Below are 21516 nucleotides of genomic sequence, written 5' to 3' on the forward strand. Positions count from 1 at the left end.
GAAAGGAACCGATCATGCCCGGCGATATCCGCTATCTGATCTTCGACACGGCTGGCAGCCCCTGCGGCATCGCCTGGACCGCGGCCGGCATCGTGCGCTTCCAATTGCCGGGCGAGGACGCCGCGACGACGCGCCGCCTGCTGTTGCGCCGCCTGCCAGAGACCGAGATCCAGACTGACGCAGGGGCCGAGGCCGGCGCGCCGCCGCCGGATGTCGCCCGCGCCGTGGATGCGGTGAGGCGCTATTTCGCAGGCGAGGCGGTCGATTTTAACGGCGTCGCGCTCGACCTTACGGGCCAGAGCGATTTCTTCCTGAAGGTCTATGAAGCCGCGCGCCGGGTGCCATGGGGCGGAACGACGACCTACGGCACGATAGCCCGCGATCTGGGTGCTGGCCCGGAAATGGCGCGCGAGGTCGGCCAGGCCATGGCGAAGAATCCCGTCGCGCTCATCATTCCCTGCCACCGCGTGCTGGCCGCCGGCGGCAAGGTCGGCGGCTTCTCCGCGCCGGGCGGCTCATCCTCCAAGCTGAAGATGCTGGCGCTGGAGGGCATCTCCTTCGCACCGCCCGCGCCGGCGCAGCAGTCCTTCGGCTTCTAGGAACGTCGACGGCGATGCGGCAGGATGATGGGACTTGCATTTCGACCTACTAGTTGGTAGGTTGCGGCATGAGCAATCTTCCTTCCACCGCCGACGACATTCTCCGCTGCGCCCGCACGCTCCTCGTGCGCGGCGGCTATAACGGTTTCAGTTATGCCGATATCGCCGCCGTCGTCGGCATCCGCAAGGCCAGCATCCACCATCATTTTCCGGCGAAGGCCGATCTCGTCCGGGCGGTCGTCGCGCAGTATCGCGAGGAGGTGCGACAGGGGCTGGCGAACCTGGAACAGGCTGTCGTCGACCCGCGCGCGCAGGTCGAAGCCTATCTCGGCTATTGGCAGGCCTGCATTGCGGATGCGTCCCATCCCTTCTGCGTCTGCGCGCTGCTCGCCACCGAGATGCAGCTTTTGCCCGAGGCGGTGGCGCTCGAAGTGCGCGGCCATTTCCGGCACCTCTCGGGCTGGCTCGCCGCCGTGCTCGCGCGCGGCGCCGAAGAGGGCCGCTTTACATTGGCCGGCACGGCTGGCGATAATGCGGAACTGTTCATGGCCGCCGTGCACGGTGCGATGCTTTCGGCGCGCGCCTATGGCGAGCCTGCCGCGTTCGCCACGGTCTCCCGCTCCCTGCTGGAGCGCATCGCCGCCTGAAACCGATAAATCCAATGGCATGATGCTTACATCAATCGCCTACCAACTAGTAGATAGCTGAACCGCTCACACCAGAAAGGACAGTTTGATGTTCGGAATTTCTCCCCTCGGCTGGGTCCACACGCTCGGCAGCCTGCCGGCCATTCCCGTGGCGCTCTATATGTTCGCCCGGCACGGCCGCGTCGTCCCGCGCTCGCGCGCGGGCATGGTCTATCTCGTTTCCATGCTGATCGGCGCTCTGACCGCCTTCCTCGTCGCGCACCAGCCCGTGAGCTACGGTATCGCCGGCGCGACGATTCTGTTCCTGGCCGCAGGTTACGGGGCGCAGCGCCTGTTCGGCCCGACGCGCCTTGCGCGATATGTCGAGACGATCTGTCTCACCCTGAGCGCGTTTCTTCTGATGCTGCCGACCATTACCGAAATCCTGCGCCGGGTTCCGGACGGACACCCGCTGGCGCCCAATCTGAATTCGCCGCTGCTGCTCGGCGCACAGGCGACGCTGCTCGCCATCCTGATCATCGGCCTGGCCGCGCAGATCCTTTTCCTGCGGCGGCAGAACAGGGTTGTCGTGGGCGCATGAGCCGCAAAGCCATGGCCCGCTAACGTTTGTCCCGGCGATGGGAGATTATCGCCGGGACAAAACCATTATTCCCACTCGATCGTGCCCGGCGGCTTCGATGTGACGTCGTAGACGACGCGGTTGATGCCGCGGACTTCGTTGATGATGCGGGTTGCCGCACGGCCGAGGAAGTTCATGTCGTAGTGGTAGAAGTCGGCGGTCATGCCGTCGACGGAGGTGACGGCGCGCAGCGCGCAGACGAATTCGTAGGTGCGGCCGTCGCCCATGACACCGACGGTCTGGACGGGGAGCAGCACGGCGAAGGCCTGCCAGATCTTGTCGTAGAGGCCCGCCTTGCGGATCTCGTCGAGGTAGATCGCGTCGGCTTCGCGCAGGATCTCCAGCTTGTCGCGGGTGATGCCGCCCGGGCAGCGGATGGCAAGGCCCGGACCCGGGAACGGGTGGCGGCCGATGAACGAGTCGGGCAGGCCGAGTTCGCGGCCGAGCACGCGCACCTCGTCCTTGAAGAGCTCGCGCAGCGGCTCGACGAGCTTCATGTTCATGCGCTCGGGCAGGCCGCCGACATTGTGGTGCGACTTGATCGTGACCGAAGGGCCGCCGGTAAACGACACGCTTTCGATGACATCGGGATAGAGCGTGCCCTGCGCGAGGAATTCCGCGCCGCCGAGCTTCTTCGCTTCCTCTTCGAACACCTCGATGAACAGGCGGCCGATGATCTTGCGCTTGGTCTCGGGATCCGAAACGCCTTCCAGCTCGCCGACGAAGCGGTCGACGGCATCGACATGGATGAGATGCAGGTTGTAGTGCTCGCGGAACATGGCGACGACATCGGCCGCCTCGTTCTTGCGCATCAGGCCGTGGTCGACGAGGATGCAGGTGAGCTGCTCGCCGACGGCCTCATGGATGAGCAGTGCCGCAACGGAACTGTCGACGCCGCCCGACAGCGCGCAGATGACGCGCTTGTCGGCGACCTGTTCGCGGATCGCTTCCACGGCGCGGGCGCGGTAGGCCGACATCGACCAGTCGCCCTTGATGCCGGCGATCTTGTGCACGAAATTGGAGAGCAGCTTGGCGCCATCGGGCGTGTGCACCACTTCCGGGTGGAACATCGTGGTGTAGTAGCGCTTCGCCTCGTTGACGCAGATGGCGAAGGGCGCGTTTTCCGAGGTGCCGATGATCTCGAAGCCTTCGGGCGCGACGGTGACGCGGTCGCCGTGGCTCATCCAGACCGGATACTTGTTGCCAACCTCCCAGAAGCCCTCGAAAAGCGGGCTGGACTTCAGGATTTCCACATCGGCACGACCGAACTCGCGGGCATGGCCGCCTTCGACGGTGCCGCCGAGCTGCAGGCTCAGCGTCTGCTGGCCGTAGCAGATACCGAGGATCGGCAGGCCGGAATCGAAGACCACCTGCGGCGCGCGGGGGCTGCCCTGATCGAGAACCGAGGCGGGGCCGCCGGAAAAGATGATCGCCTTCGGCTTCATGCGGTGGAAGGCTTCTTCCGCCGACTGGAAGGGGATGATCTCGCAGTAGACGCCTGCTTCGCGCACGCGCCGCCCGATGAGCTGGGTCACCTGGCTGCCGAAATCGATGATGAGAACGCTGTCGGGATGGGCTGTCTGGGTCATGGCGAGCCTTTAATGAATATCCGTGCGACGCGCAACCGGGGACAGGCCGGATTTTCAGCCTTTCAGCACGATCGTGCCGTCGCGCAACGACGCTTCCAGCCGGTCGACCGTCACGGCGAGCTTTTCGTCGATGACGCCGAGATACTGCGTCCAGTCGCCGATATGGCTGAGCTCGGTCTTGCCGTCGGAAATGCCGCGCAGGCCGATGAGCCGCACGCCGAAGGCCTGGCAGGCGCGCAGCGACGCATAGGTTTCCATCTCCACCATGTCGGCATCGATGGTGGCATAGGCGGCGCCCGAGACGATATTGGCGCCGGTGGAAAGCCGTGCTTCGGCGATACCGGGAATGCGCGCGGGAAGCGGCACCTCCGCCGGCAGGGCGAGGAAGGGCGTGGCGCCCTTGGTGAAGCCGATGGCCGAGGCGTCCATGTCGCGATAGGACACCGAGGTCGCCTGGTAGATGCCCGTCTGCTTCAGCGTGGCGGAGCCGGCCGAACCGAGCGAGATGACGAAATCCGGCAGGCGCGCTTCCGCCGCGAGATGGCTGAGCGCCAAGGTCAGCTGCACGGCGGCCTCGACGGGGCCGACGCCGGTCAGGAGCGGCGTGATGCGCGATTTCAGATGCGGGCCGTATTCGGCATTCACGGCCATGACATAGAGGACACGATGGTTGCCGACGGACTTGATGGTGAAGCTCATCCTGCAACGTCCTCGCGTCCGCGTACCACCATCATCGTGCCCGTCATGGACGCGATCAGCTTGGCCGGGCCATCGGACACGGCATAGCCGCGCCCGTCGGCGACGATGATGTTGGAGCCCGGCTTGGTGACCTCGCCGCGGAACAGGAAGCGCTCGCCGCGCCCCGGCGACATCAGGTTGACCTTGAATTCGATGGTGAGGATCGAGGCATCGGGATCGATGACGGAATAGGCAGCGTAGCCGCAGGCCGCATCGAGCGCGGCGGAAATGATGCCGGCATGCAGGAAGCCGTGCTGCTGCGTCAGTTTCTCGTCGAAGGGAAGCTCGATTTCCACCGTGCCGTGGGAAACGCGGGTGAGCTCAGCGCCGATCAGGCGCATGGCGGCCTGACGCTCGAAACTCCTGGCGATGCGGTCGGCGAAACCCGACGGTGGAAAGCCTGTCATGATACTCACACGGTTGCCGGCGCGCCGGCCGAAAGCGAGACAGGCGGAAGGTTGCATGGCCGATGCTGCACTGCAAGCGTCATGATGGAACGCGTGTCAGTTCAGCACGACTATGGCGGTGTTGAGTGCCATCGCGAAGGCGACCCAGGCAAGGTAGGGCGTAAACAGCAGGGATGCCGTGCGATCCTGCCGCCAGGAGGCAGCCATGAAGCCGATGACCGCGACCAAGAGGCCGAGGATGACGATGAGCGCGGAGGAGGGATCGCGCAGGCCGAAGAACAGCGGCGACCAGGCGAAGTTGAGGATGAGCTGGGCAAACCACAGCCGCATCGCCATCGTGCGGCGGAAGGAAAGCCATGTCCGCGCGCCGACCGCGCCGATGATGACATAGAGGATGCTCCAGACCGGCGCGAAGACCCAGTTCGGCGGGTTGAACGACGGCTTGGCAAGGGATTGATACCATTCGCCCGGCACGTTGTTGGCGCCGATGAAGAGGCCGCCGCCGAGAACGACGACGATGAAGACGAGATAGGTCAGGGTCTTGTTGCTCATGCTGCGCAAAGTAGCGCGCTCCGGCGCATCGTCCATATGGCTTCAGCTGATGGCCGAGAGTTTCGCGATGTGCTGGTCCCAGGCCACGGGCTCGCGCCGTCCGGCGAAGTCGCCGTCATAGGAGGAGACGGCAAAACCGTGCGGCGCGGCGGCGATGCCGGCCGCATCCGCGACGGCCTCGTCCCGGATGACCCGGCCGCTGTCGGCCTCCAGCACGACGAAGCGCCCGCCGTTCGGCGAGGTGAGGCCGACGAGGCCCTCGCTCCGGTTGACGGCGATGGCGCCGACATAGTTGGCAAGCCCGATCGTCGTTTCCGCCGGCAGCGAGAGGAATGTCACGTCCTCGCCCTTGCCGAAATGGCCGACGAGCGGCGGCAGGTCGTTGCGTGGCCCCTCGTATTGGCAGGCGAACCAGATGCGGCCCTTGTCGTCGAGACCGATGTGGCGGGTCGAAAGCTGGCGCAGCTTTTCCGGCAGGGCATGGCGTTCAATGAGCGCGCCGCTCGCCGCGTCGATCAGGGCGAGCGAGGGCTCCATATGGTCGAGATTGAGCTTGGTGCGGCCGAAATCCGGGTGGGTCTCGATGCCGCCATTGGCCGCGATCAACAGCTTGCCGTCGTCGCTGACCGAGAGATCATGGGTGCCGATGCCGTAGGTCTGATATTCGCCGATGCGGCGATAGCCGTCGCGGGCGTCGTAAAGGCCGATGACGCCGCGGCGGTTGTCGAAATCGTTCTCGCTGGCATAGAGCAGCCGCCCGTCCGGCGAAAAGCAGCCGTGACCGAAGAAATGCCGGTCCTCAGCGGCCGCGATGGTAACGGGCTCGGCCCTGCCCGTGCGGTCGATCACCAGCGCGAAGGTGCCGGGCCGCCGTGCGAAGGCGACGAGATGGCCGGTTGCGGGCGAAAAGGCCATACCGTGGCTGCGGGCGGGAAGCGGCGTGCGGTCGATGACGGTGCCGTCCTCGGTAAGCACGGCGATGCCGAACGTGCCGTCGCGGTCGCGGTAGCCGGAGGCGAAGACCGCATCGGTGCGCGACAGGGCGAAGGACGGGCGCGGCGCGAGCGCGGCGACGAAGGCCACGCCCGCCATGCGCAGGAAGGCGCGGCGCTCGATGGTCGCACTGGACCGGCCCGCCGCGCGCATCAGTCGCCGTCCGCGAAGGAAAAGCCGGCGCCCAGCCCCATGGCCGTGCCGTATTCGCCGTTCAACCGCTCGATGAGGTCACGGGAATTGACGAGCAGGAAAGCGATCTTCTGCTGCTCTTCGGGCGTCGATACGGCCTTTTCGATATCCGGATCGATGGTCGGCGTGACGCGCGCCAGCGCTTTCAGCACGAAATCGATATTGCCGCCGATGGAAACGAAGCCGGGATCGATAAGGCCGGCCATGCCCGACGTGTCGAACAGCGCGCGCAGCCCTTCGATATTGGCGCCGATCGACACCCAGGTGTTGCCGGAGCGCCAGAACAGCGCCGATTTCGGGCGTGCGATGCCGCCGTGCCGGTAGAAGGTCTCGATGCGCTGGTCGCGCACCGCCTCCGCACCATGCACGAGGATGCCGAGGAGCGCGGTCATGGCCTCGCGGCCGGTGCGGAAGACCGGGTTCTGCGGGCCGGGATGTTTCCAGTGCTGCTGCACGCCGTCGGGTGCATCCCAGGCGGCGACGAACTGCCCCGCCGTCTTCTCGATATGGCTGGCGACGGCGGCGGCGTAGCGGCAGCGGAAGCCGTCCGGCCCGGTCATCAGCGCGTCGGCGCCCGTGCCGTAGAGCGCGAATTCCAGCGCGCCAAAACCCTGGATGGCGACGCTTCTGGCGCCCATCGTGGCGGCATCGGCATCCGCCGGATCCTGCTTTTGAAGAAGCGCCTGCACCTGCTTTAGGCCTGTGCTCTTGCGGTCGGGGTAGAAGAGGATGCGTTCGAAGCGGTTGTCGTCGAGCACGGGGCCGATGCGCACGATCTCGATGCGGCCCCAGTCGACGACGGCTTGGCGAAACGCCGTATCGACCGCCTGCCGCGTTTCGGCGGACGGGGCCGCGCAGAAGGCGTCGGTCGCCTTGGCGAGCGCGCCCGAGGCGGTGTGGAAGGCACGATAGCCAGGCCGGATGACCTCGTCCACAGCCTTGGTCATCACGCCGACGACATTCTCGTCGGTGAGGTCAGGCGGCACGGGCGCGGTGCCCTCCTGCGCCAGCGCCGGAAGCGTGGCCGACAAAAGAAGACCGCCCGCAAGCATGGGCAGGAAGCGGGCAAGGGACAGGCGCCGGGTCATCAGAGGCTCTCCAGGAATTTAAGAAGGGCGTCGCGGTCCTGTTTTTCCAGCGCGGCGAAGCGGTCGCGCGCCGTCTGTGCCTCCCCGCCGTGCCAGAGGATGGCCTCGGTGAGGTTGCGGGCGCGCCCGTCATGCAGGAAGAACGTATGACCGTTGACGGTTTTTGTAAGGCCGATGCCCCAGAGCGGCGGCGTGCGCCAGTCGCGGCCGGTGGCAAGGCCGACAGCCTGCCCGTCGGCAAGGCCGTCGCCCATGTCGTGCAGCAGGAAATCGGAATAGGGCCAGATCAACTGAAAGGCATGGGCCTTGTTGTCGGCATCGCGCCGCGTCACGAATTTCGGGTGGTGGCAGGACACGCAGCCTGTCTCGTAGAAAACGCGCTTGCCGGCCAGCGTTTCGGGGAAACTCGCCTTGCGCCGGGCGGGCACGGCGAGGTTTTCGGCATAGAAGGTAACGAGGTCCATGACCGGCGGCGGCGCTTCCACGTCGCCGAGGCGCGGCTGCACGCCGTTTGGCCGCTCCAGGCAGGCGGCCTGCGCGGGCGTGCAATCGCCCTGGTGCAAGGGCACGTCCGGCGTCGAGATGCCGATATCGAAGGCGAAGGCTTCCGCGCTCTGCCGGCGCACCGTGGCGGACTGCGCCTTCCAGCCGAAACGGCCGAGCGCCCGCTTGCCGGTCGCGGGATCGATGGCGATGGCCGCGCGGCCGCGGATGCCGTCGCCGTTCGCGTCGTCAGGGTCGGCAAGCGCGCGGATATCGGCCTCGTGGATCGCCTGGATCAGCCCGAGGCCGAGCATCGGCTGGGTGACACGCGGCGAGAGCGTCGTGGCCGGGTCGAGATCGCCATAGGCGAGATCGGTGACGGAATAATGGGGCCGCCGCAGCATAGCCACTGCGCCGCCGGCAAGCGTCACCGGTTCTTCGGTATAGGTGACGGCCATGCGCCCCTCGGCCTTGAGGCCGGGCACGGCCTGATCCTGCAGCTGGCGCCCGTAGATGGGATCAGGCAGGCTCATCTGGCCGAAACTGGCGAGGGCCGCCTTTTCGTCTTGCGCGCGCGCGGGACGGGCAAGCCGCAGGAACATGGAGGTGGCATCGGCCGCGCCTTCCGGCGGATGGCCGCGGCCGTCGCGGATGTGACAGGTCTGGCAGGAGCGCGCATTGTAGAGCGGGCCGAGCCCGTCGGAGGCCTGCGTTGAGGAGGGCGAGGAGACCCAGAGCTTCTGGAAGAGAGCGTTGCCGAGCTTGAAGCTCTCCCGTTCCTCGAAGGTGATGTTTTCGGAAAAATGCGAGAAGCTGTTGATGTCCGTGCGGGCGAGCGACGTCGCGGCCCCGCCGGACATCGCCTCGTACTGCTCCGCCTTGGAAAAATCGGTGGTGAGTGCAGTCGCCGCCTCGACGCGCTTTTCGTCCTTTGCGGAGAGATCGTCACGGGCGCGCCCGGAGGAATGCGCCGCCCCCAGCGCAAAAACGCCCGCCGACACGGCGACCGCGGCGAAAACCGCGAGCAGACGGCGGGCAGGGCGTTTCGTCATGCGTGAAATCGGGCCACCGTTCCCGGGAACGGCGGCCCGCCTTCTTTCTTATTTGAAGACAGCGTTAGGATTATCCAGGCTGTCGGAGCCTTCAAGCTCGATCTTGCCGAGATCGAGCGACGCAACGACGCGCTCGATCGTCTTGGTCTGGTCGACCAGCGTGTCGATGGCGGTCTGCACGACCTTGTTGCCCTCGGCATTGCCCTCGCCGATCATCTGGTCATAGGCCTCGCCGCCTTCCGCGCGGTCCACCAGCGCCTTGAAGGCTGCATGGCTGGCGTCGAGCTTCTCGGTCATCTCCTTGTCGAGTGCCGCGTCCTTTTCGGCGACGAGCTCGTGCAGCGACGGGCCGGTCATCTTGGTGCCGTCAGGGCGGGTATATTCGCCCGTATAGACGGTCTGGATGCCGACGACGTCATAGTAATGCGAGTTGTGCGTGTTGTCGGAGAAGCAATCGTGTTCTTCTTCCGGATCGTGCAGCAGGAGGCCGAGCTTCATGCGCTCGCCGGCAAGCTCGCCATAGGAGAGCGAGCCCATGCCGGTCAGCATGGCGGTGATGCCGGCCTTCGGGTCGGCGGTCACGTTCTTGGTGGCGTCGCCCTCCGGCGCCCAGGCGGCGACCATTTCCTCGAGATCGGTGACGAGCAGCGAGGCGGCGGCCTTCAGGTAGGCGGCGCGGCGGTCGCAATTGCCGTTGGTGCAATTGGCCGTGTCATAGTCGCTGGCCTGGCGGTTGCCCGCACCGGGGCCGGTGCCGTTCAGGTCCTGGCCCCACAGCAGGAACTCGATGGCGTGGTAGCCGGTCGCCACATTCGCCTCGACTTCGCCGGCCTCGTGCAGTTCCTGCAGGACTTCGGGCGTAATGGTCGTGGCGTCGATGGTCTTGCCGGCGATTTCGAGCTTCGGATTGGCAATGACATTGCCGACGAAAAGCGCGTTGGTGTCGCTCTCGGTGCCATAGCTCGCGTCGACATAGTCGATCAGGCCTTCATCGAGCGGCCAGGCGTTGACCTTGCCTTCCCATTCGTCGACGAGCGGGTTGCCGAAGCGGTAGGCTTCCGTCTGCTGGTAGGGCACGCGGGCCTTGAGCCATGCCGCGCGCGCGGCCTTCAGCGTTTCGTCGCTCGGCTTGGCGATCAGCGCGTCGACGGCGGCATCGAGCGCCTTGGCGGCATCGAGCGAGTCCGAGAACTTCGCGTGCGCGATCTCGGCATAATGCTTGACGATGGCGGCCGGATCGGCAGCCGCATGCGCCGTGCCGATGGCAAGGCCGGATGTCGCGGTGGCGAGTGCAAAGACGGCCGCGCGAAGGAAGGAAGTGGTCATGACGTCTCCTGGTGTCCTGTTTGGCGTGTCCCCCGACGCCGGGCAGCAGCCGATGGCCGCAGTCCGGACGGCCCTCAAAACCGGGGCCGGGTCTGTTCAGGCCTTGATGTCATGGACCAAATAAAAACTAGTGTCAAAGTGTATAGTTTAGAACGGTTTCAAGCTGTTCCGCGCTTTTGACACAACGCAATCTTCAGGGCTTGCGCGCCATGGCGCAGAAGAAGAAACCGTCCGTGTCGGTGGTCGCCGGGGTCAGCGTCACCGTCTTGCCGTCGCGCGAGCGGGGCTGCGGCTTGTCCTTGCCGAAAAGCGTGCTCCAGGTCTCGGTGGCCGGCAGGATTTCGAAGCCGGGATGGTCCTCGCAAAAGGCGTGGACCTGCGCCTCGTTCTCCTGCGGCAGGATGGAACAGGTGACGTAGAACAGGAAACCGCCGGGGCGCACGAAGACGCTCGCATTGGCAAGCGCTTCCCGCTGCTGTGCAAGGCGCTCCTCCAGGTTCTTTTCGGTGAGACGCCACTTGGTATCGGGGCGGCGCCGCCAGGTGCCCGTGCCCGTGCACGGCGCATCGACCAGCACGCGGTCAAAACGGTCCTTCAGGGGCGCGAGGCTGGAAAGGTCCTCGTGGACCTGGACATTGCGGGTGCCGGCACGCTTCAGCCGCTCGATGATGGGGGCAAGGCGCTTGCGGTCCGTGTCATAGGCATGGACCTGGCCCTTGTTGTGCATGGCCGCGGCCATGGCAAGCGTCTTGCCGCCACCGCCGGCGCAGAAATCGAGCACCTGCTCGCCTTCGCGCGGCACGACGAGATCGGCGACGATCTGCGAGCCCTCGTCCTGCACCTCGAACCAGCCCTTCTGGAAGGCGAGGTCGGCGGTGACGTTCGGCAGGCGCGAGGCGCCCTCGCCGGCAGGAATGCGGATGCCCTGGCGGGCGATGGCGGAGGCGACGGCGCCGTTGCGCTCCAGCGCCTTCAGAACCTTCTCGCGGTCGGCCTTGAGCGTGTTGGCGCGAAGGTCGAGCGTCGGCCGGCCAGCGAGCGCCTTGGCCTCATCCAGCCAGTCGGCGGCAAAATTCGTCTCGAAGGCGGGCTGGATCCATTCGGGGATATCGCCCTGAACGTGGGGCGCGGCAGCGTCGAGATTGCGGGCAAAGAAGGCGGCGAGCTTTTCCGCGCCGAGCGGTTCCGGCGCGAAGCGGTCGCCGTCGAATTCCGCCGCAAGGGTTTCGGGCGTGAGGCCCCACTGGCGCAGCAGGACAGCGTGGCCCAGCGCGTTCGGGCTGTCATCGTCCATCAGATAGGCGTGCGACAGTTTCATGCGCAGCGCGTCGTAGACGATATTGCCGATGGCGGCGCGGTCGCCGGAGCCGGCGAACCGATGGGAGAGGCCCCAGTCCTTGAGCGCATCGGCGACGGGGCGTCGCCGCGTCTCGATATCCGTCAAAACCTCGATGGCTCCCGAGAGCCGCCCACCCAATCGCATCCGTTTACTCCGTTTTGCGTCGTGGTAGCGGCGGAATGCAGCAAGAGCAAGCCGGAGCCGGTAGAATTCGGGATCAGCCGATGACCTCGTAACAGATCTTGGCATGGCCGGAGCGGATCATGCCGATGTTGGAAGCGGCCGCCTTGGAGAGATCGAGAACCCGGCCGCGGATGAACGGGCCGCGATCGTTGATGCGAACGACGACGCTCTTGCCGTTGTTGGCGTTGGTCACCTTGACCTTGGTGCCGAAGCGCAGGCTGCGATGGGCGGCGGTCATGAGGTTGGGGTTCATGCGCTCTCCCGAGGCGGTGCGCGAGTGCAGCGCATACCAGGAGGCGCGGCCACAACCGGCGGCCTGCGCATCGGAGAACGACACGAAGGAAGAGGAAGCGGCGACGAGCGCGGCAATGGCGATGCTGGAGAGCTTGGACGTCATATATCGGTGGACCTTCAGGGCAGGTTGTAGGCTTTCGCTGTGACCGGCGCCCTATGAGGAAGCAAAAATGGCAAAAACGTGCCTCAACCGGCCACACTTGCTGGCGCAAGCCCGCCGGATATACAGTCCATCGCCCGCGATGGATCTTTAACCTTCGTTAATGGCTTTGGAAAAGTTCTTTGGAATCAGTCGATAAACTGTTTCGACTTGAAAAGCGGAATGGTCTTCCGGCATTAGAGCAATTTTTCGGAAAAAACTTTCAATATCCGCCGGAATCGCACAGGAATTCGGCGGCAATAATGTGGCAGATAAATTTCAGGTTGCATGAAATCGCAAAAGGACAGGCTCGCCGCCTCCGGCCCTCAGCCGCGCCAGCGGCCGGAGGAATGGAGTTCGGCAAGCGAAATGCGGTAATTCGGATATTGAAAACCGAAGCCCGCGGCGCGCAGTTTCGCATTCGAAACGCGCTTGTTCTCGCCATAGAAAGACCGCGCCATGGGAGAAAGTTCCGCCGTTTCGAAAGAAATGTCCGGCGGCACGGGATAGCCCATCAGGCGGGCGGCCTCGGCAACGACGTCCTGCGGCGGGCCCGGTTCGTCATCGGTGATGTTCCAGATGCCGCCAAGGCTCCGGTCTGCAAGGAAGAGGGCCGACCCGCCGATATCCTCGACGCGGATGCGGTTGAACACCTGGTCCTTCTTTATGAGGCGGCGGGCGGTGCCGTCCTCGATGTTGCGCAGCGCGTTGCGGCCCGGCCCGTAAATGCCCGACAGGCGCAGCACCGCGACCGGGAGGCCGGAAGCCTGCCCGAAGGCGAGCCAGTGGTTCTCGGCCTCGACACGCTCGATGGAACGGGTGGAGACCGGGTTCAAGGGCGTGTCCTCGTCCACCCAGGCGCCCTTGTGATCGCCGTAGACGCCGACGGTGGAGAGATAGCCCGCCCATGCCAGCTTCGGCATCAATGCGGAAAGCGCGGGGCTTCCGGCACGAAACAACGGGTCGCCATCCCGGCCCGGCGCGATGGACTGCACGACATGCGTGGCGCGCGCCATGGCGGCGACGAGCGCATCGGACAGGTCGTTGCCGTCGTAGAGGACGGGTTCGATACCCAGCGCACGGAGGCTTTCCGCCTTCTCCTCGGAGCGGGTGGTGCCGGAAACCGTATAGCCCGCCGCCCGGAAGGTTTCGGCGATGGCCTTGCCGGAAAACCCGGCGCCGAGGATCAGGAGGTGCTTCAACGCGCGTCTGCCTTTGCTCTCTCATATTCCGCGCGCACGTCCTCGTCCGCGTCTTCGACCCTTCCTGCCGCAAATCTTGCGAATTCGCCAGCATCCATCAGCCGCGACAGCGCCCATGCGGCCATGCCGCGCACCATGGGCGCCGCATCGTCGGCGAGACGGAGGCACGCGGCGATCAGGCCGCGGTCGCGCGAATTGCCGGCGGCAATCAGCGTGTTGCGCACGAAGCGGTCTCGCCCGATGCGCTTGACTGGCGAACCGGAGAAATGGCTGCGGAACGCCGGATCGTCGAGCGCAAGCAGATCGGCGATGGCGGGCGCCTTCAGCTCCTCGCGCGCGACGAGCTTCATTTCCGAGGCCGCCGCCGCAAACTTGTTCCACGGGCAGGCGGCGAGGCAATCGTCGCAGCCATAGATGCGGTTGCCGATCTTCTCGCGCATGTCGGGTGCAATCGCGCCCTTGTGCTCGATGGTGAGATAGGAGATGCAGCGCCGCGCATCGAGCTTGTAGGGCGCAGGAAAGGCATCCGTCGGGCAGGCGTCGAGACAGGCGCGACAGGAGCCGCAATGATCGCGCTCCGGTTCGTCGCGCAGGAGGTCGGCGGTGGTGAACAGGCTGCCGAGGAAGAGCCAGGAGCCATGCGTGCGGCTGACGAGGTTCGTGTGCTTGCCCTGCCAGCCGAGCCCCGCGGCCGCGGCGAGCGGCTTTTCCATGACGGGTGCTGTATCGACGAAGACCTTGACGTCCTCTCCGCCGCGCGCGGCAAAGCGGGTCGCCACTTCCTTCAGCTTGCCCTTGATGATGTCGTGATAGTCGCGGTTTTGCGCATAGACCGAGATCGCCGCCCGGTCCGGCAGGGCGAGCACGTCGCGCGGATCATGCGCCGGGCCGTAGTTCATGCCGAACAGCACGATGGAGCGCACGTCGCTCCACAGGACGCGCGGATCGGCGCGGCGGGCCTGCGTCTCCGCCATCCAGTCCATGGTGCCGTGGTAGTCGGCGGCGAGGAAATCGGCGAGCCGGGCAGGCGCTTGCGGAATGGAATCCGGTGCGGTGATACGACAGAGGTCGAACCCCTTGTCGGCCGTTTCCGCCTTGATGAAATCGGTCAGGCGGCGCCGGATCTTCTCGTCGCCCGACATGATCAGGTCCTCAGAAATCCAGGTCCGCGTAATGCGAGACCGGCGTGACCCCGCGCACGCGCTCGGCCAGCAGCGGCCGGAAGGAGGGGCGCGATTTCAGCCGCTGATACCAGTCCTTGGCCTGCGGCGCCTCGGTCCAGTTGATCTCGCCCATATAGTCGAGAACCGAAAGACAGGCCGCGGCGGCGAGATCGGCATAGGAGAGGCGGTCGCCGGCCAGATAAGTGCGCGAGCCGGCCAGCCAGGACAGGTACTTCATGTGCTGGCGGATATTGGCGCGCGAGTTGCGCAGGATCTTGCTGTCGGGCGGCCCGCCGCCCTGGTCCGATGTCATCTGGAGCTTGAAGATGCGCTCGCGCACCAGGGGACGCGTGACGTCCTGCTCCATCTTCTGCAGGAACCATTCGGTCAGGCGGCGGATCTCCGCGCGCTGGAACGGGTCTTCCGCCAGCAGGCGGCGGTCGCGCTTCAGGACGCCATGGGTCTCGTCGAGATATTCCGAGATGATGCTAGCGCCACAGAGCGCGCGCATGCTGTCATCGACATAGACGGGAAGCGTGCCGGCCGGGTTGAGCGCGAGGAAGTCGCGCCGGTTCTCCCAGGGCTGCTCCTCGGCGAGCTCCGTCTGGAACCCGTATTCCGCAAGGATGAGGCGGACGAAGCGGGAGGCGGCAGACATCGGGTGATGATAGAGTGTTGGCATGAACGCGGCTTTTACTCATCGTGCGGAAAGGAATGCGCCGGGCCCGCCGACTCATGCGGAACTGATTTGGCCACGGCTGATTTGACGAACCTATAGAAATTTGGTGGTACAAACACAAGCGAATCGGGCCTCGTGCTGCAAGCCCGCTTTCGCTTCTCGCCTTTCCTCCCAAAGACTCAAGGAAGTTTCATGGCAGACCAGTCCATCGTCAGCGCCCTCATCCTCGGCCTTATCGAGGGCCTGACCGAATTCATCCCGGTGTCTTCGACCGCCCATATCCTGCTCGCCGGGCATTTCCTCGGCTTCAAGTCGCCGGGCAACACCTTCGCCGTGCTCATCCAGCTCGGCGCGATCCTGGCGATCCTGTCCGTCTATGCGGCAAAGCTCTGGAAGGTCGCCGTCGCGCTGCCGTCGAGCCCGGAGGCGCGGCGCTTCGTCATCAGCGTCCTCGTGGCCTTCCTGCCGGCCGTCGTCATCGGCATGCTCGCGCACGATTTCATCAAGACGGTGCTGTTCGAAACGCCCATGCTGATCTGCATCGTGCTGATCATCGGCGGCGTCATCCTCTACGTCATCGACCGCATGCCGCTTCAGCCCCGTTATACGGATGCGATGAAGTACCCGCCGTCGCTCGCCTTCAAGATCGGCCTTTGCCAGTGCCTTGCCATGATCCCCGGCACCTCGCGCTCGGGCGCCACCATTGCCGGCGCGCTTTTGATGGGCACGGACAAGCGTTCGGCGGCGGAGTTCTCGTTCTTCCTGGCGATGCCGACCATGCTGGGCGCCTTCACGCTCGACCTCTACAAGAACCGCGACGCGCTGTCCTCCGACGACATCCTGATCATCGGCGTCGGCTTTATCGCGGCCTTCATCGCGGGCCTTTTCGTGGTGCGCTCGCTGCTCGACTTCGTGTCGCGCCGCGGCTTCACGATCTTCGCCATCTGGCGGATCATCGTGGGAACGCTGGGCCTGATTGCCCTTCTGATCTGGGGTTGAAAGACCGGCTTCGGCCGGTCGCTTCAGGCGGGCCGAAGCTTACTTGACCGACGAGGTCGTGCAGGGATCGACGCCGTAGGCCGGCGTGCAGCCGTGCTTGCCGGCGGAAACCGTCGTGGGCGCGGCAAAGGATCCGGCCACGATGATCAGAGCCGAAAATCCGAAGAAGATTGCAATTGCCTTGCCCATTTGCGCCGAAAGCCTCTCGAGGTGCTGAAATACGCCGCACGCTGCTTTCCTGCAGGACGCGACGGGGGCGGTGTTTATTCTCTGACCCTGACACAAGCAATATCGCGACATGCTGAATCCCGCGTAAATGCCGCAACGCTTTTTTTAACCGCTGCATAAGTGCAACAGCGGCCGCAAAGCCCCCTGCGAGAAACGAAACGGCCGCCGCGCGAGACCTCGCACGGCGGCCGTTTTCCTGTGGGAAATCCGCGCTCAGGCGGTGCGGTCGAGGCGCGTGAACTGGCCCTGCTGGCGATAGCGGACGAGGTAGCTCGGCAGGATGGCTTCCACCAGCGCCGGCTCGATGCCGATGGCTTCCAGCGTGCGCCCCTCGCTGATGGCGGCCTGCGAGACGATGTTGTCGGCGCGCAGCAGCGTCACCTGATCGGAGGTGAGCGGCGGCTTCACGAAGGGCACCAGCGAGGCGATGGAGCCGATCAGCGACGCGACGCCGAAGGGAAGCGAGACGAAGGGGTTCTTGCGGTCCGTCACGCGCAGCATGGTCTCGAGACACTGGCGGAAGGTCAGGACCTCCGGGCCGCCGAGTTCATAGATGCGGCCGCGTGCGATCGTGCCGTCGACGGAGCGCGCGACGGCCTCGGCGACATCGGCGACATAGACCGGCTGGAGCTTCGTGTGGCCGCCGCCGATCAACGGCAGGACGGGTGAGAAGCGCGCCATGGTGGCGAACTTGTTGAAGAAGCCGTCCTCGGGACCGAAGACGATGGACGGGCGCAGGATGACGGCATCCGGAACCGCGCGCAGCACGGCGGCCTCGCCGCGCGCCTTGGTGCGGGAATAGGTGGAGGCGGATTTTTCATCCGCACCGATGGCGGAGATGTGGGTCAGCGTCGCACCGGCCGCGCGGGTGGCCTCGGCGACGGCGCGCGCGCCGAAATCCTGCACCGCGTCGAAGGTGTTGCGGCCGCTTTCGAGAAGCAGGCCGACGCAGTTGATGACGTGGTCCGAGCCCGCCACCGCGCGGTCGACCGACAGCCGGTAGCGCAGGTTCGCCTGGACGAAGGAAATCTGCCCGACGCCACCCATCGGCTGAAGAAAACCGGCGAGATCGGGACGGCGCACGGCGACGCGGATGCGGTAGCCGCGGCGCGCCAGCGCACGCACCACATGACGCCCGACGAAGCCCGAGCCGCCGAAGACGGTGACGAGCGGCGGAAGGTTGGACAAGGTCATGAGGCTGCTCCTGAGAAATAGGATCGGTAGGTGAGGCCTACATATCCCAAAGCATCGGCAAGGTGAAGCGCGGCGAAGCGTCTCGCGCGCCGGTTTTTCAGGCGTCGGCCCGCCGGATGCTCAGATGCCCTCGACGACGACCATCTCGGCGTCGGCCACTTCCTGCCGGATGGCGGCGGCGATCTGGTATTCCGGCGAATTGTAGCAGTCGACGGCGGCCTGGAGCGAGGGGAACTCGATCACCACGTTGCGGGCGCGCACCTGGCCTTCCAGCGGCTCGAAAGCGCCGCCGCGGGCGAGGAAATTGGCACCGTATTTCTCGAAGGCCGGCTTGGCGGCGGCGACATAATCCTTGTAGCGCTCGGCATCGCGCACATCGACCCGTGCAATCCAGTAACCCTTCGCCATGGTTCTCTCCCTGTGGTTATGCCGTCAGCGCACCGTCCATCTCGGCGAGGATCGCCTTGACAGCGGCGAGCGGATCGGTGGCCTTGACGATGGGGCGGGCGACGACGAGATGGCTGGAGCCGGCCTTCAAGGCATCGGCGGGCGTCATCACGCGCTTCTGGTCGCCGGGCTCGGCACCGGCCGGGCGGATGCCGGGCGTCACGATGGCCATGTCCGCGCCGACGATCTTGCGCACGGCGCGCGCTTCCTCGGCGGAACAGACCACACCGCCCATGCCGGCGACGCGGGCCTGTTCGGCGCGGCGCAGCACCAGCGTGTGCGGATCGTATTCATAGCCGGCGTCGATGACGTCCTTGGCATCCATGGAGGTGAGCACGGTGACGCCGAGCAGGCAGAGATCGGAGCCCTTTGCCGCGGCGACCGCGGCGGCCATCGCCTTCGGATAGGCATGCAGAGTCAGCATCGACATGCCCATCTTCACGATGTTCTCGACGCCCTTGGCCACGGTGTTGTCGATGTCGAGCAGTTTCATGTCGAGGAAGACCTTCTTGCCGTCCTTGGCAAGATCGCGGGCGAATTCCAGGCCGCCGGCGAATACCAGCTGGTAGCCGATCTTGTAGAAGAGGGCGGTGTCGCCCAATGTCCTGACCACCCGTTCCGCCTCCGCGATGGTCGGTACATCGAGGCCAACGATCAGGCGGTCGCGCGCGGACATGGTCAAAACCCTTTCCAAGATTCCATTGCCGTCCAGTCGCATGTGACGGTGCGGTCCGCAAGCCGGAAAGCGAAAAGATTGCCGCCGCCGGCGGGCTGGTCCCGGTCGCGCGCGATCGGCCTGCCCTGGAGGTGGCATTTGAGCAGCGTGCCGACCCCGCCATGGCCGACGAAGGCGATGGGGACGGAGGGATCGTGCCCGGCCAGCGCCCGCTCGACGGCCATAACGATACGCGCCTGCGCATCCACCGCCCGCTCCCAGCCTTTGAAGCTCTCCTCAGGATGCGCAAAGAACCAGTTTGCGGCGTCCTCGAAGGCGTCGGGTGGCAGGTAGCCGGTGGCGGAACGGTCGTTCTCGCCCATGGCGTGGTCCGTCTCGATCGCGACGCGCCTGGTGGAGAGGATTTCGGCCGTCTCGATGGCCTTGCGCTCGGTGCTCGCGGCAAAGCGGCCGATCTGCGCCGCCCAGCCGGAGGAAGCCGCAAGCCGCGCCCTCTCTATCCCCTTTTCGGAAAGGCCCCAGTCCGGCACCGGCACGGCCGGGTCGATGGCAACCTGCGGATGGGTGATGTAGACGGCGAACACCGCAACACCTCAATGGGTGCGGCGGTAGGTCCAGAGCTGCGCCGGCGGGATGTTGCGCACGACGAAGTCGAGATGGCTGATCTGGTAGCGATCCGGCATGGCGACGACGGGCGAGAGCGGACCGTAGGAAATCTGCACGACGGGCCGGCCGACCGGGATGCGCGACAGGAGGTCCTCGATCAGTTCCACGCGGCGGTGCATGGGGAAATTGAGCAGAGGCACGGCGGAAACCACGCTGTCGAAGGTCATATCCTTGAGATCGCCGAGCGTCTTGTCGAGATCGAAGGCGTCGCCGTTGATGAAGTTGACGCCGTGGAAGCGTTCGACGAGGTGGTTGTAGAAATCCGTCGAGAATTCCACGGAAACCAGCTTGTCCGGGGCGATGCCCGCGCCGAGGATCGCCTTGGTGATGACGCCCGTGCCCGGGCCGAGCTCGAGGACCGGAAGGCCGGAGGCGGGGTTGACGACGCTCGCCATCCGCCGGGCGGTGACGGAAGAGGTCGGGATGATCGCGCCGACCGCTTTGGTGTTGCTCACCCAACCCTTGAAGAAACGGATCTCGTCGTCGAATTTCTTGCCGAAGCGTTCCTTCACCTTCATGCGAAGCGTCATGTCGTTCCCCTTCATGGTTCATCCGCAAGCCGCTGGCGGGTTGTTCCCCCTCGACTCAACGGCCCGGCGAATATGCGACGCGGTTTGCGTCAAAAACAAGTCTGATTGCGTCGCTGTCAGGCGTTTCCGGTCAGCGATCGGGTAAAAAAGAACCCGCCGGCGGCCAGCGGGTTCCTGAACGGTTTCCCGATGCCGCGCGATCGGCCCTAGACGCGCATCGGCATCAGAACGTATAGCGCGTCGTCGCCGGCGAGATCACGCACGAGCGTCGGCGAGCCCGGATCGGCCAGCATGAACACGGCTTCCGAGCCCGAAAGCTGCGCGGTGATGTCGAGCAGGTACTTCGCGTTGAAGCCGATTTCGAGCGGATCGTTGTCGTAGCCGACGGGCAGTTCTTCCGTGGCACTTCCCGAATCCGGGTTGTTGACGGTCAGCGTCAGCTGCCCTTCGGCCAACGCCAGCTTCACGGCGCGGCCGCGTTCCGACGAGATGGTGGAGACGCGGTCGACGGCCTGCGCGAAGGACTGGCAGTCGATCTTCAGTTCCTTGTCGTTGTTGGTCGGGATCACGCGCTGGTAATCCGGGAACGTGCCGTCGATCAGCTTGGAGGTCAGCACGATCGAGCCGATGGTGAAGCGGATCTTCGCATCCGACACCTCGACGGTGACCACGAGCTCGGGATTGTCCACGAGCTTCTGCAACTCGCCGACCGTTTTGCGCGGGATGATGATGCCGGGCATGCCCTCGGAGCCCGAGGGCGCTTCCACGTCGGCGCGCGCGAGGCGGTGGCCGTCGGTGGCGACGGCGCGCAGCTTCAGCTGGCCGCCGCTCTCGATGGTGTGGATGAAGATGCCGTTGAGGTAATAGCGGGTTTCCTCCGTCGAGATCGCAAACTGCGTGCGATCGATCAGCATCTTGAGGTCCGTCGCCTTGAGGCGGAACGTGTGCGAGAAGCTGCCGGCGGTGAGATCGGGGAAATCGGACTGCGGCAGGCACTGCAGCGAGAATTTCGAGCGGCCCGACGTGACCGACATGGACGAGCCGTCGGCATTGGTGGCGAGTGCCACTTCCGAACCGTCGGAAAGCTTGCGCACGATATCGTAGAGCAGGTGGGCCGGAACGGTCGTGGCGCCGGCCTGGTCGACCTGCGCGGGCGTCGCCTCGGTGATCTCGAGGTCGAGGTCCGTCGCCTTCATGTCGAGGCTGGCGCCGTCGCAGCGCAGCAGAACGTTCGAGAGGATCGGGATCGTGTTGCGCCGCTCGACCACGCGATGAACGTGGTTCAACGACTTCAGGAGATTGGACCGCTCGAGAGTAATGCGCATGAACTGTACCGCTTTCGACCGCTGGCACGCCGGAAACCGGCGCGGCATTGCCTTGAAATTCCGGCCAGGCCGGAAAGATGGGACGGGCAAAATGGCAGAATTTCGCGACGGATTGCAAGTGCTAACGGTGCGCGACACGCGATAGTCAACCGTCGTCTCTTGCGAGC

At 65.4% G+C, this 21516-nt stretch carries 24 protein-coding genes; 4 read left to right on the forward strand and 20 right to left on the reverse strand.

Annotation, left to right across the window (positions count from 1 at the left end; genetic code table 11):
• The first annotated feature begins 14 nt into the window (after window positions 1-14).
• The 3 genes from K6301_RS15980 (at window position 15) to K6301_RS15990 (ending at window position 1826) form a co-directional block, all read left to right on the forward strand.
• Complete coding sequence (locus K6301_RS15980) at window positions 15-599, forward strand: methylated-DNA--[protein]-cysteine S-methyltransferase (RefSeq protein ID WP_247218371.1); 585 nt, start codon at window positions 15-17, stop codon at window positions 597-599.
• 68 nt (window positions 600-667) lie between these two features.
• Entirely contained in the window at window positions 668-1246 is a 579-nt protein-coding gene (locus K6301_RS15985) for a TetR/AcrR family transcriptional regulator (protein ID WP_247218373.1), read from the forward strand.
• Between the two features lie 88 nt (window positions 1247-1334).
• Window positions 1335-1826 carry a hypothetical protein gene (locus K6301_RS15990; protein ID WP_247218375.1) on the forward strand — a complete coding sequence of 164 codons (492 nt, stop codon included), beginning with the start codon at window positions 1335-1337 and terminating at the stop codon, window positions 1824-1826.
• A 65-nt stretch (window positions 1827-1891) separates the two neighbouring features.
• Here the strand turns inward: K6301_RS15990 and guaA are convergent, their stop codons facing one another.
• The 13 genes from guaA to K6301_RS16055 form a co-directional block, all read right to left on the reverse strand.
• On the reverse strand, window positions 1892-3454 hold the full coding sequence (gene guaA / locus K6301_RS15995) for a glutamine-hydrolyzing GMP synthase (protein WP_247218377.1): 1563 nt from the start codon (window positions 3452-3454) through the stop codon (window positions 1892-1894).
• Between the two features lie 54 nt (window positions 3455-3508).
• A complete protein-coding gene (locus K6301_RS16000) occupies window positions 3509-4153 on the reverse strand; it encodes a 5'-methylthioadenosine/S-adenosylhomocysteine nucleosidase (RefSeq protein ID WP_247218379.1) in 645 nt (214 codons plus the stop codon).
• A complete protein-coding gene (locus tag K6301_RS16005; protein WP_247218381.1) occupies window positions 4150-4599 on the reverse strand; it encodes a PaaI family thioesterase in 450 nt (149 codons plus the stop codon). Before K6301_RS16005 ends, K6301_RS16000 begins: the two co-directional genes overlap by 4 nt.
• Before the next feature lie 96 nt (window positions 4600-4695).
• On the reverse strand, window positions 4696-5151 hold the full coding sequence (locus tag K6301_RS16010) for a TspO/MBR family protein (protein WP_247218383.1): 456 nt from the start codon (window positions 5149-5151) through the stop codon (window positions 4696-4698).
• Window positions 5152-5193: 42 nt separating this feature from the next.
• Entirely contained in the window at window positions 5194-6297 is a 1104-nt protein-coding gene (locus K6301_RS16015) for a DUF1513 domain-containing protein (RefSeq protein ID WP_247218385.1), read from the reverse strand.
• Window positions 6297-7424 carry an imelysin family protein gene (locus tag K6301_RS16020; RefSeq protein WP_247218387.1) on the reverse strand — a complete coding sequence of 376 codons (1128 nt, stop codon included), beginning with the start codon at window positions 7422-7424 and terminating at the stop codon, window positions 6297-6299. The genes K6301_RS16015 and K6301_RS16020 overlap by 1 nt, the downstream gene beginning before the upstream one ends.
• Window positions 7424-8959, reverse strand: coding sequence for a di-heme oxidoreductase family protein (locus K6301_RS16025; protein WP_247218390.1), 1536 nt, complete (start codon window positions 8957-8959; stop codon window positions 7424-7426). Before K6301_RS16025 ends, K6301_RS16020 begins: the two co-directional genes overlap by 1 nt.
• A gap of 48 nt (window positions 8960-9007) precedes the next feature.
• Window positions 9008-10285: an imelysin family protein gene (locus tag K6301_RS16030; RefSeq protein WP_247218392.1), complete on the reverse strand. Its 1278-nt coding sequence runs from the start codon at window positions 10283-10285 to the stop codon at window positions 9008-9010.
• A 193-nt stretch (window positions 10286-10478) separates the two neighbouring features.
• The gene (locus tag K6301_RS16035; protein WP_247218394.1) at window positions 10479-11768 is read right to left on the reverse strand and encodes an RsmB/NOP family class I SAM-dependent RNA methyltransferase; all 1290 of its coding nucleotides are present in this window, start codon (window positions 11766-11768) and stop codon (window positions 10479-10481) included.
• 73 nt (window positions 11769-11841) lie between these two features.
• Window positions 11842-12204, reverse strand: a complete 363-nt coding sequence (locus K6301_RS16040; RefSeq protein ID WP_134648136.1) for a septal ring lytic transglycosylase RlpA family protein — start codon at window positions 12202-12204, stop codon at window positions 11842-11844.
• A gap of 362 nt (window positions 12205-12566) precedes the next feature.
• Window positions 12567-13442, reverse strand: a complete 876-nt coding sequence (locus K6301_RS16045) for an SDR family oxidoreductase (RefSeq protein WP_247218396.1) — start codon at window positions 13440-13442, stop codon at window positions 12567-12569.
• A complete protein-coding gene (queG, locus tag K6301_RS16050; RefSeq protein ID WP_247218399.1) occupies window positions 13439-14584 on the reverse strand; it encodes a tRNA epoxyqueuosine(34) reductase QueG in 1146 nt (381 codons plus the stop codon). The genes K6301_RS16045 and queG overlap by 4 nt, the downstream gene beginning before the upstream one ends.
• A 10-nt stretch (window positions 14585-14594) precedes the next feature.
• Complete coding sequence (locus K6301_RS16055) at window positions 14595-15287, reverse strand: glutathione S-transferase family protein (RefSeq protein ID WP_134648130.1); 693 nt, start codon at window positions 15285-15287, stop codon at window positions 14595-14597.
• A 189-nt stretch (window positions 15288-15476) separates the two neighbouring features.
• Between K6301_RS16055 and K6301_RS16060 the strand changes: the two genes are divergently transcribed.
• A complete protein-coding gene (locus K6301_RS16060; protein WP_134648128.1) occupies window positions 15477-16283 on the forward strand; it encodes an undecaprenyl-diphosphate phosphatase in 807 nt (268 codons plus the stop codon).
• Between the two features lie 39 nt (window positions 16284-16322).
• On the opposite strand, the gene K6301_RS16065 is transcribed toward K6301_RS16060, so the two are convergent.
• The 7 genes from K6301_RS16065 to dnaN form a co-directional block, all read right to left on the reverse strand.
• Window positions 16323-16472: a hypothetical protein gene (locus tag K6301_RS16065; protein ID WP_167718928.1), complete on the reverse strand. Its 150-nt coding sequence runs from the start codon at window positions 16470-16472 to the stop codon at window positions 16323-16325.
• Window positions 16473-16724: 252 nt separating this feature from the next.
• Window positions 16725-17705, reverse strand: a complete 981-nt coding sequence (locus tag K6301_RS16070; protein ID WP_247218401.1) for a complex I NDUFA9 subunit family protein — start codon at window positions 17703-17705, stop codon at window positions 16725-16727.
• A 120-nt stretch (window positions 17706-17825) separates the two neighbouring features.
• Window positions 17826-18113: a DUF1330 domain-containing protein gene (locus tag K6301_RS16075; RefSeq protein WP_134648124.1), complete on the reverse strand. Its 288-nt coding sequence runs from the start codon at window positions 18111-18113 to the stop codon at window positions 17826-17828.
• Between the two features lie 16 nt (window positions 18114-18129).
• Window positions 18130-18828, reverse strand: a complete 699-nt coding sequence (pyrF, locus tag K6301_RS16080) for an orotidine-5'-phosphate decarboxylase (protein WP_247218404.1) — start codon at window positions 18826-18828, stop codon at window positions 18130-18132.
• A gap of 2 nt (window positions 18829-18830) precedes the next feature.
• Window positions 18831-19412, reverse strand: coding sequence for a histidine phosphatase family protein (locus K6301_RS16085; RefSeq protein ID WP_247218406.1), 582 nt, complete (start codon window positions 19410-19412; stop codon window positions 18831-18833).
• 9 nt (window positions 19413-19421) lie between these two features.
• Window positions 19422-20024 carry a phospholipid N-methyltransferase PmtA gene (pmtA, locus tag K6301_RS16090; protein ID WP_247218407.1) on the reverse strand — a complete coding sequence of 201 codons (603 nt, stop codon included), beginning with the start codon at window positions 20022-20024 and terminating at the stop codon, window positions 19422-19424.
• A gap of 206 nt (window positions 20025-20230) precedes the next feature.
• The gene (gene dnaN, locus K6301_RS16095; protein ID WP_247218409.1) at window positions 20231-21349 is read right to left on the reverse strand and encodes a DNA polymerase III subunit beta; all 1119 of its coding nucleotides are present in this window, start codon (window positions 21347-21349) and stop codon (window positions 20231-20233) included.
• Between the last annotated feature and the right edge of the window lie 167 nt (window positions 21350-21516).

It is taken from the genome of Shinella oryzae (assembly GCF_023038235.1).
Taxonomy (GTDB): Bacteria; Pseudomonadota; Alphaproteobacteria; order Rhizobiales; family Rhizobiaceae; genus Shinella; species Shinella sumterensis.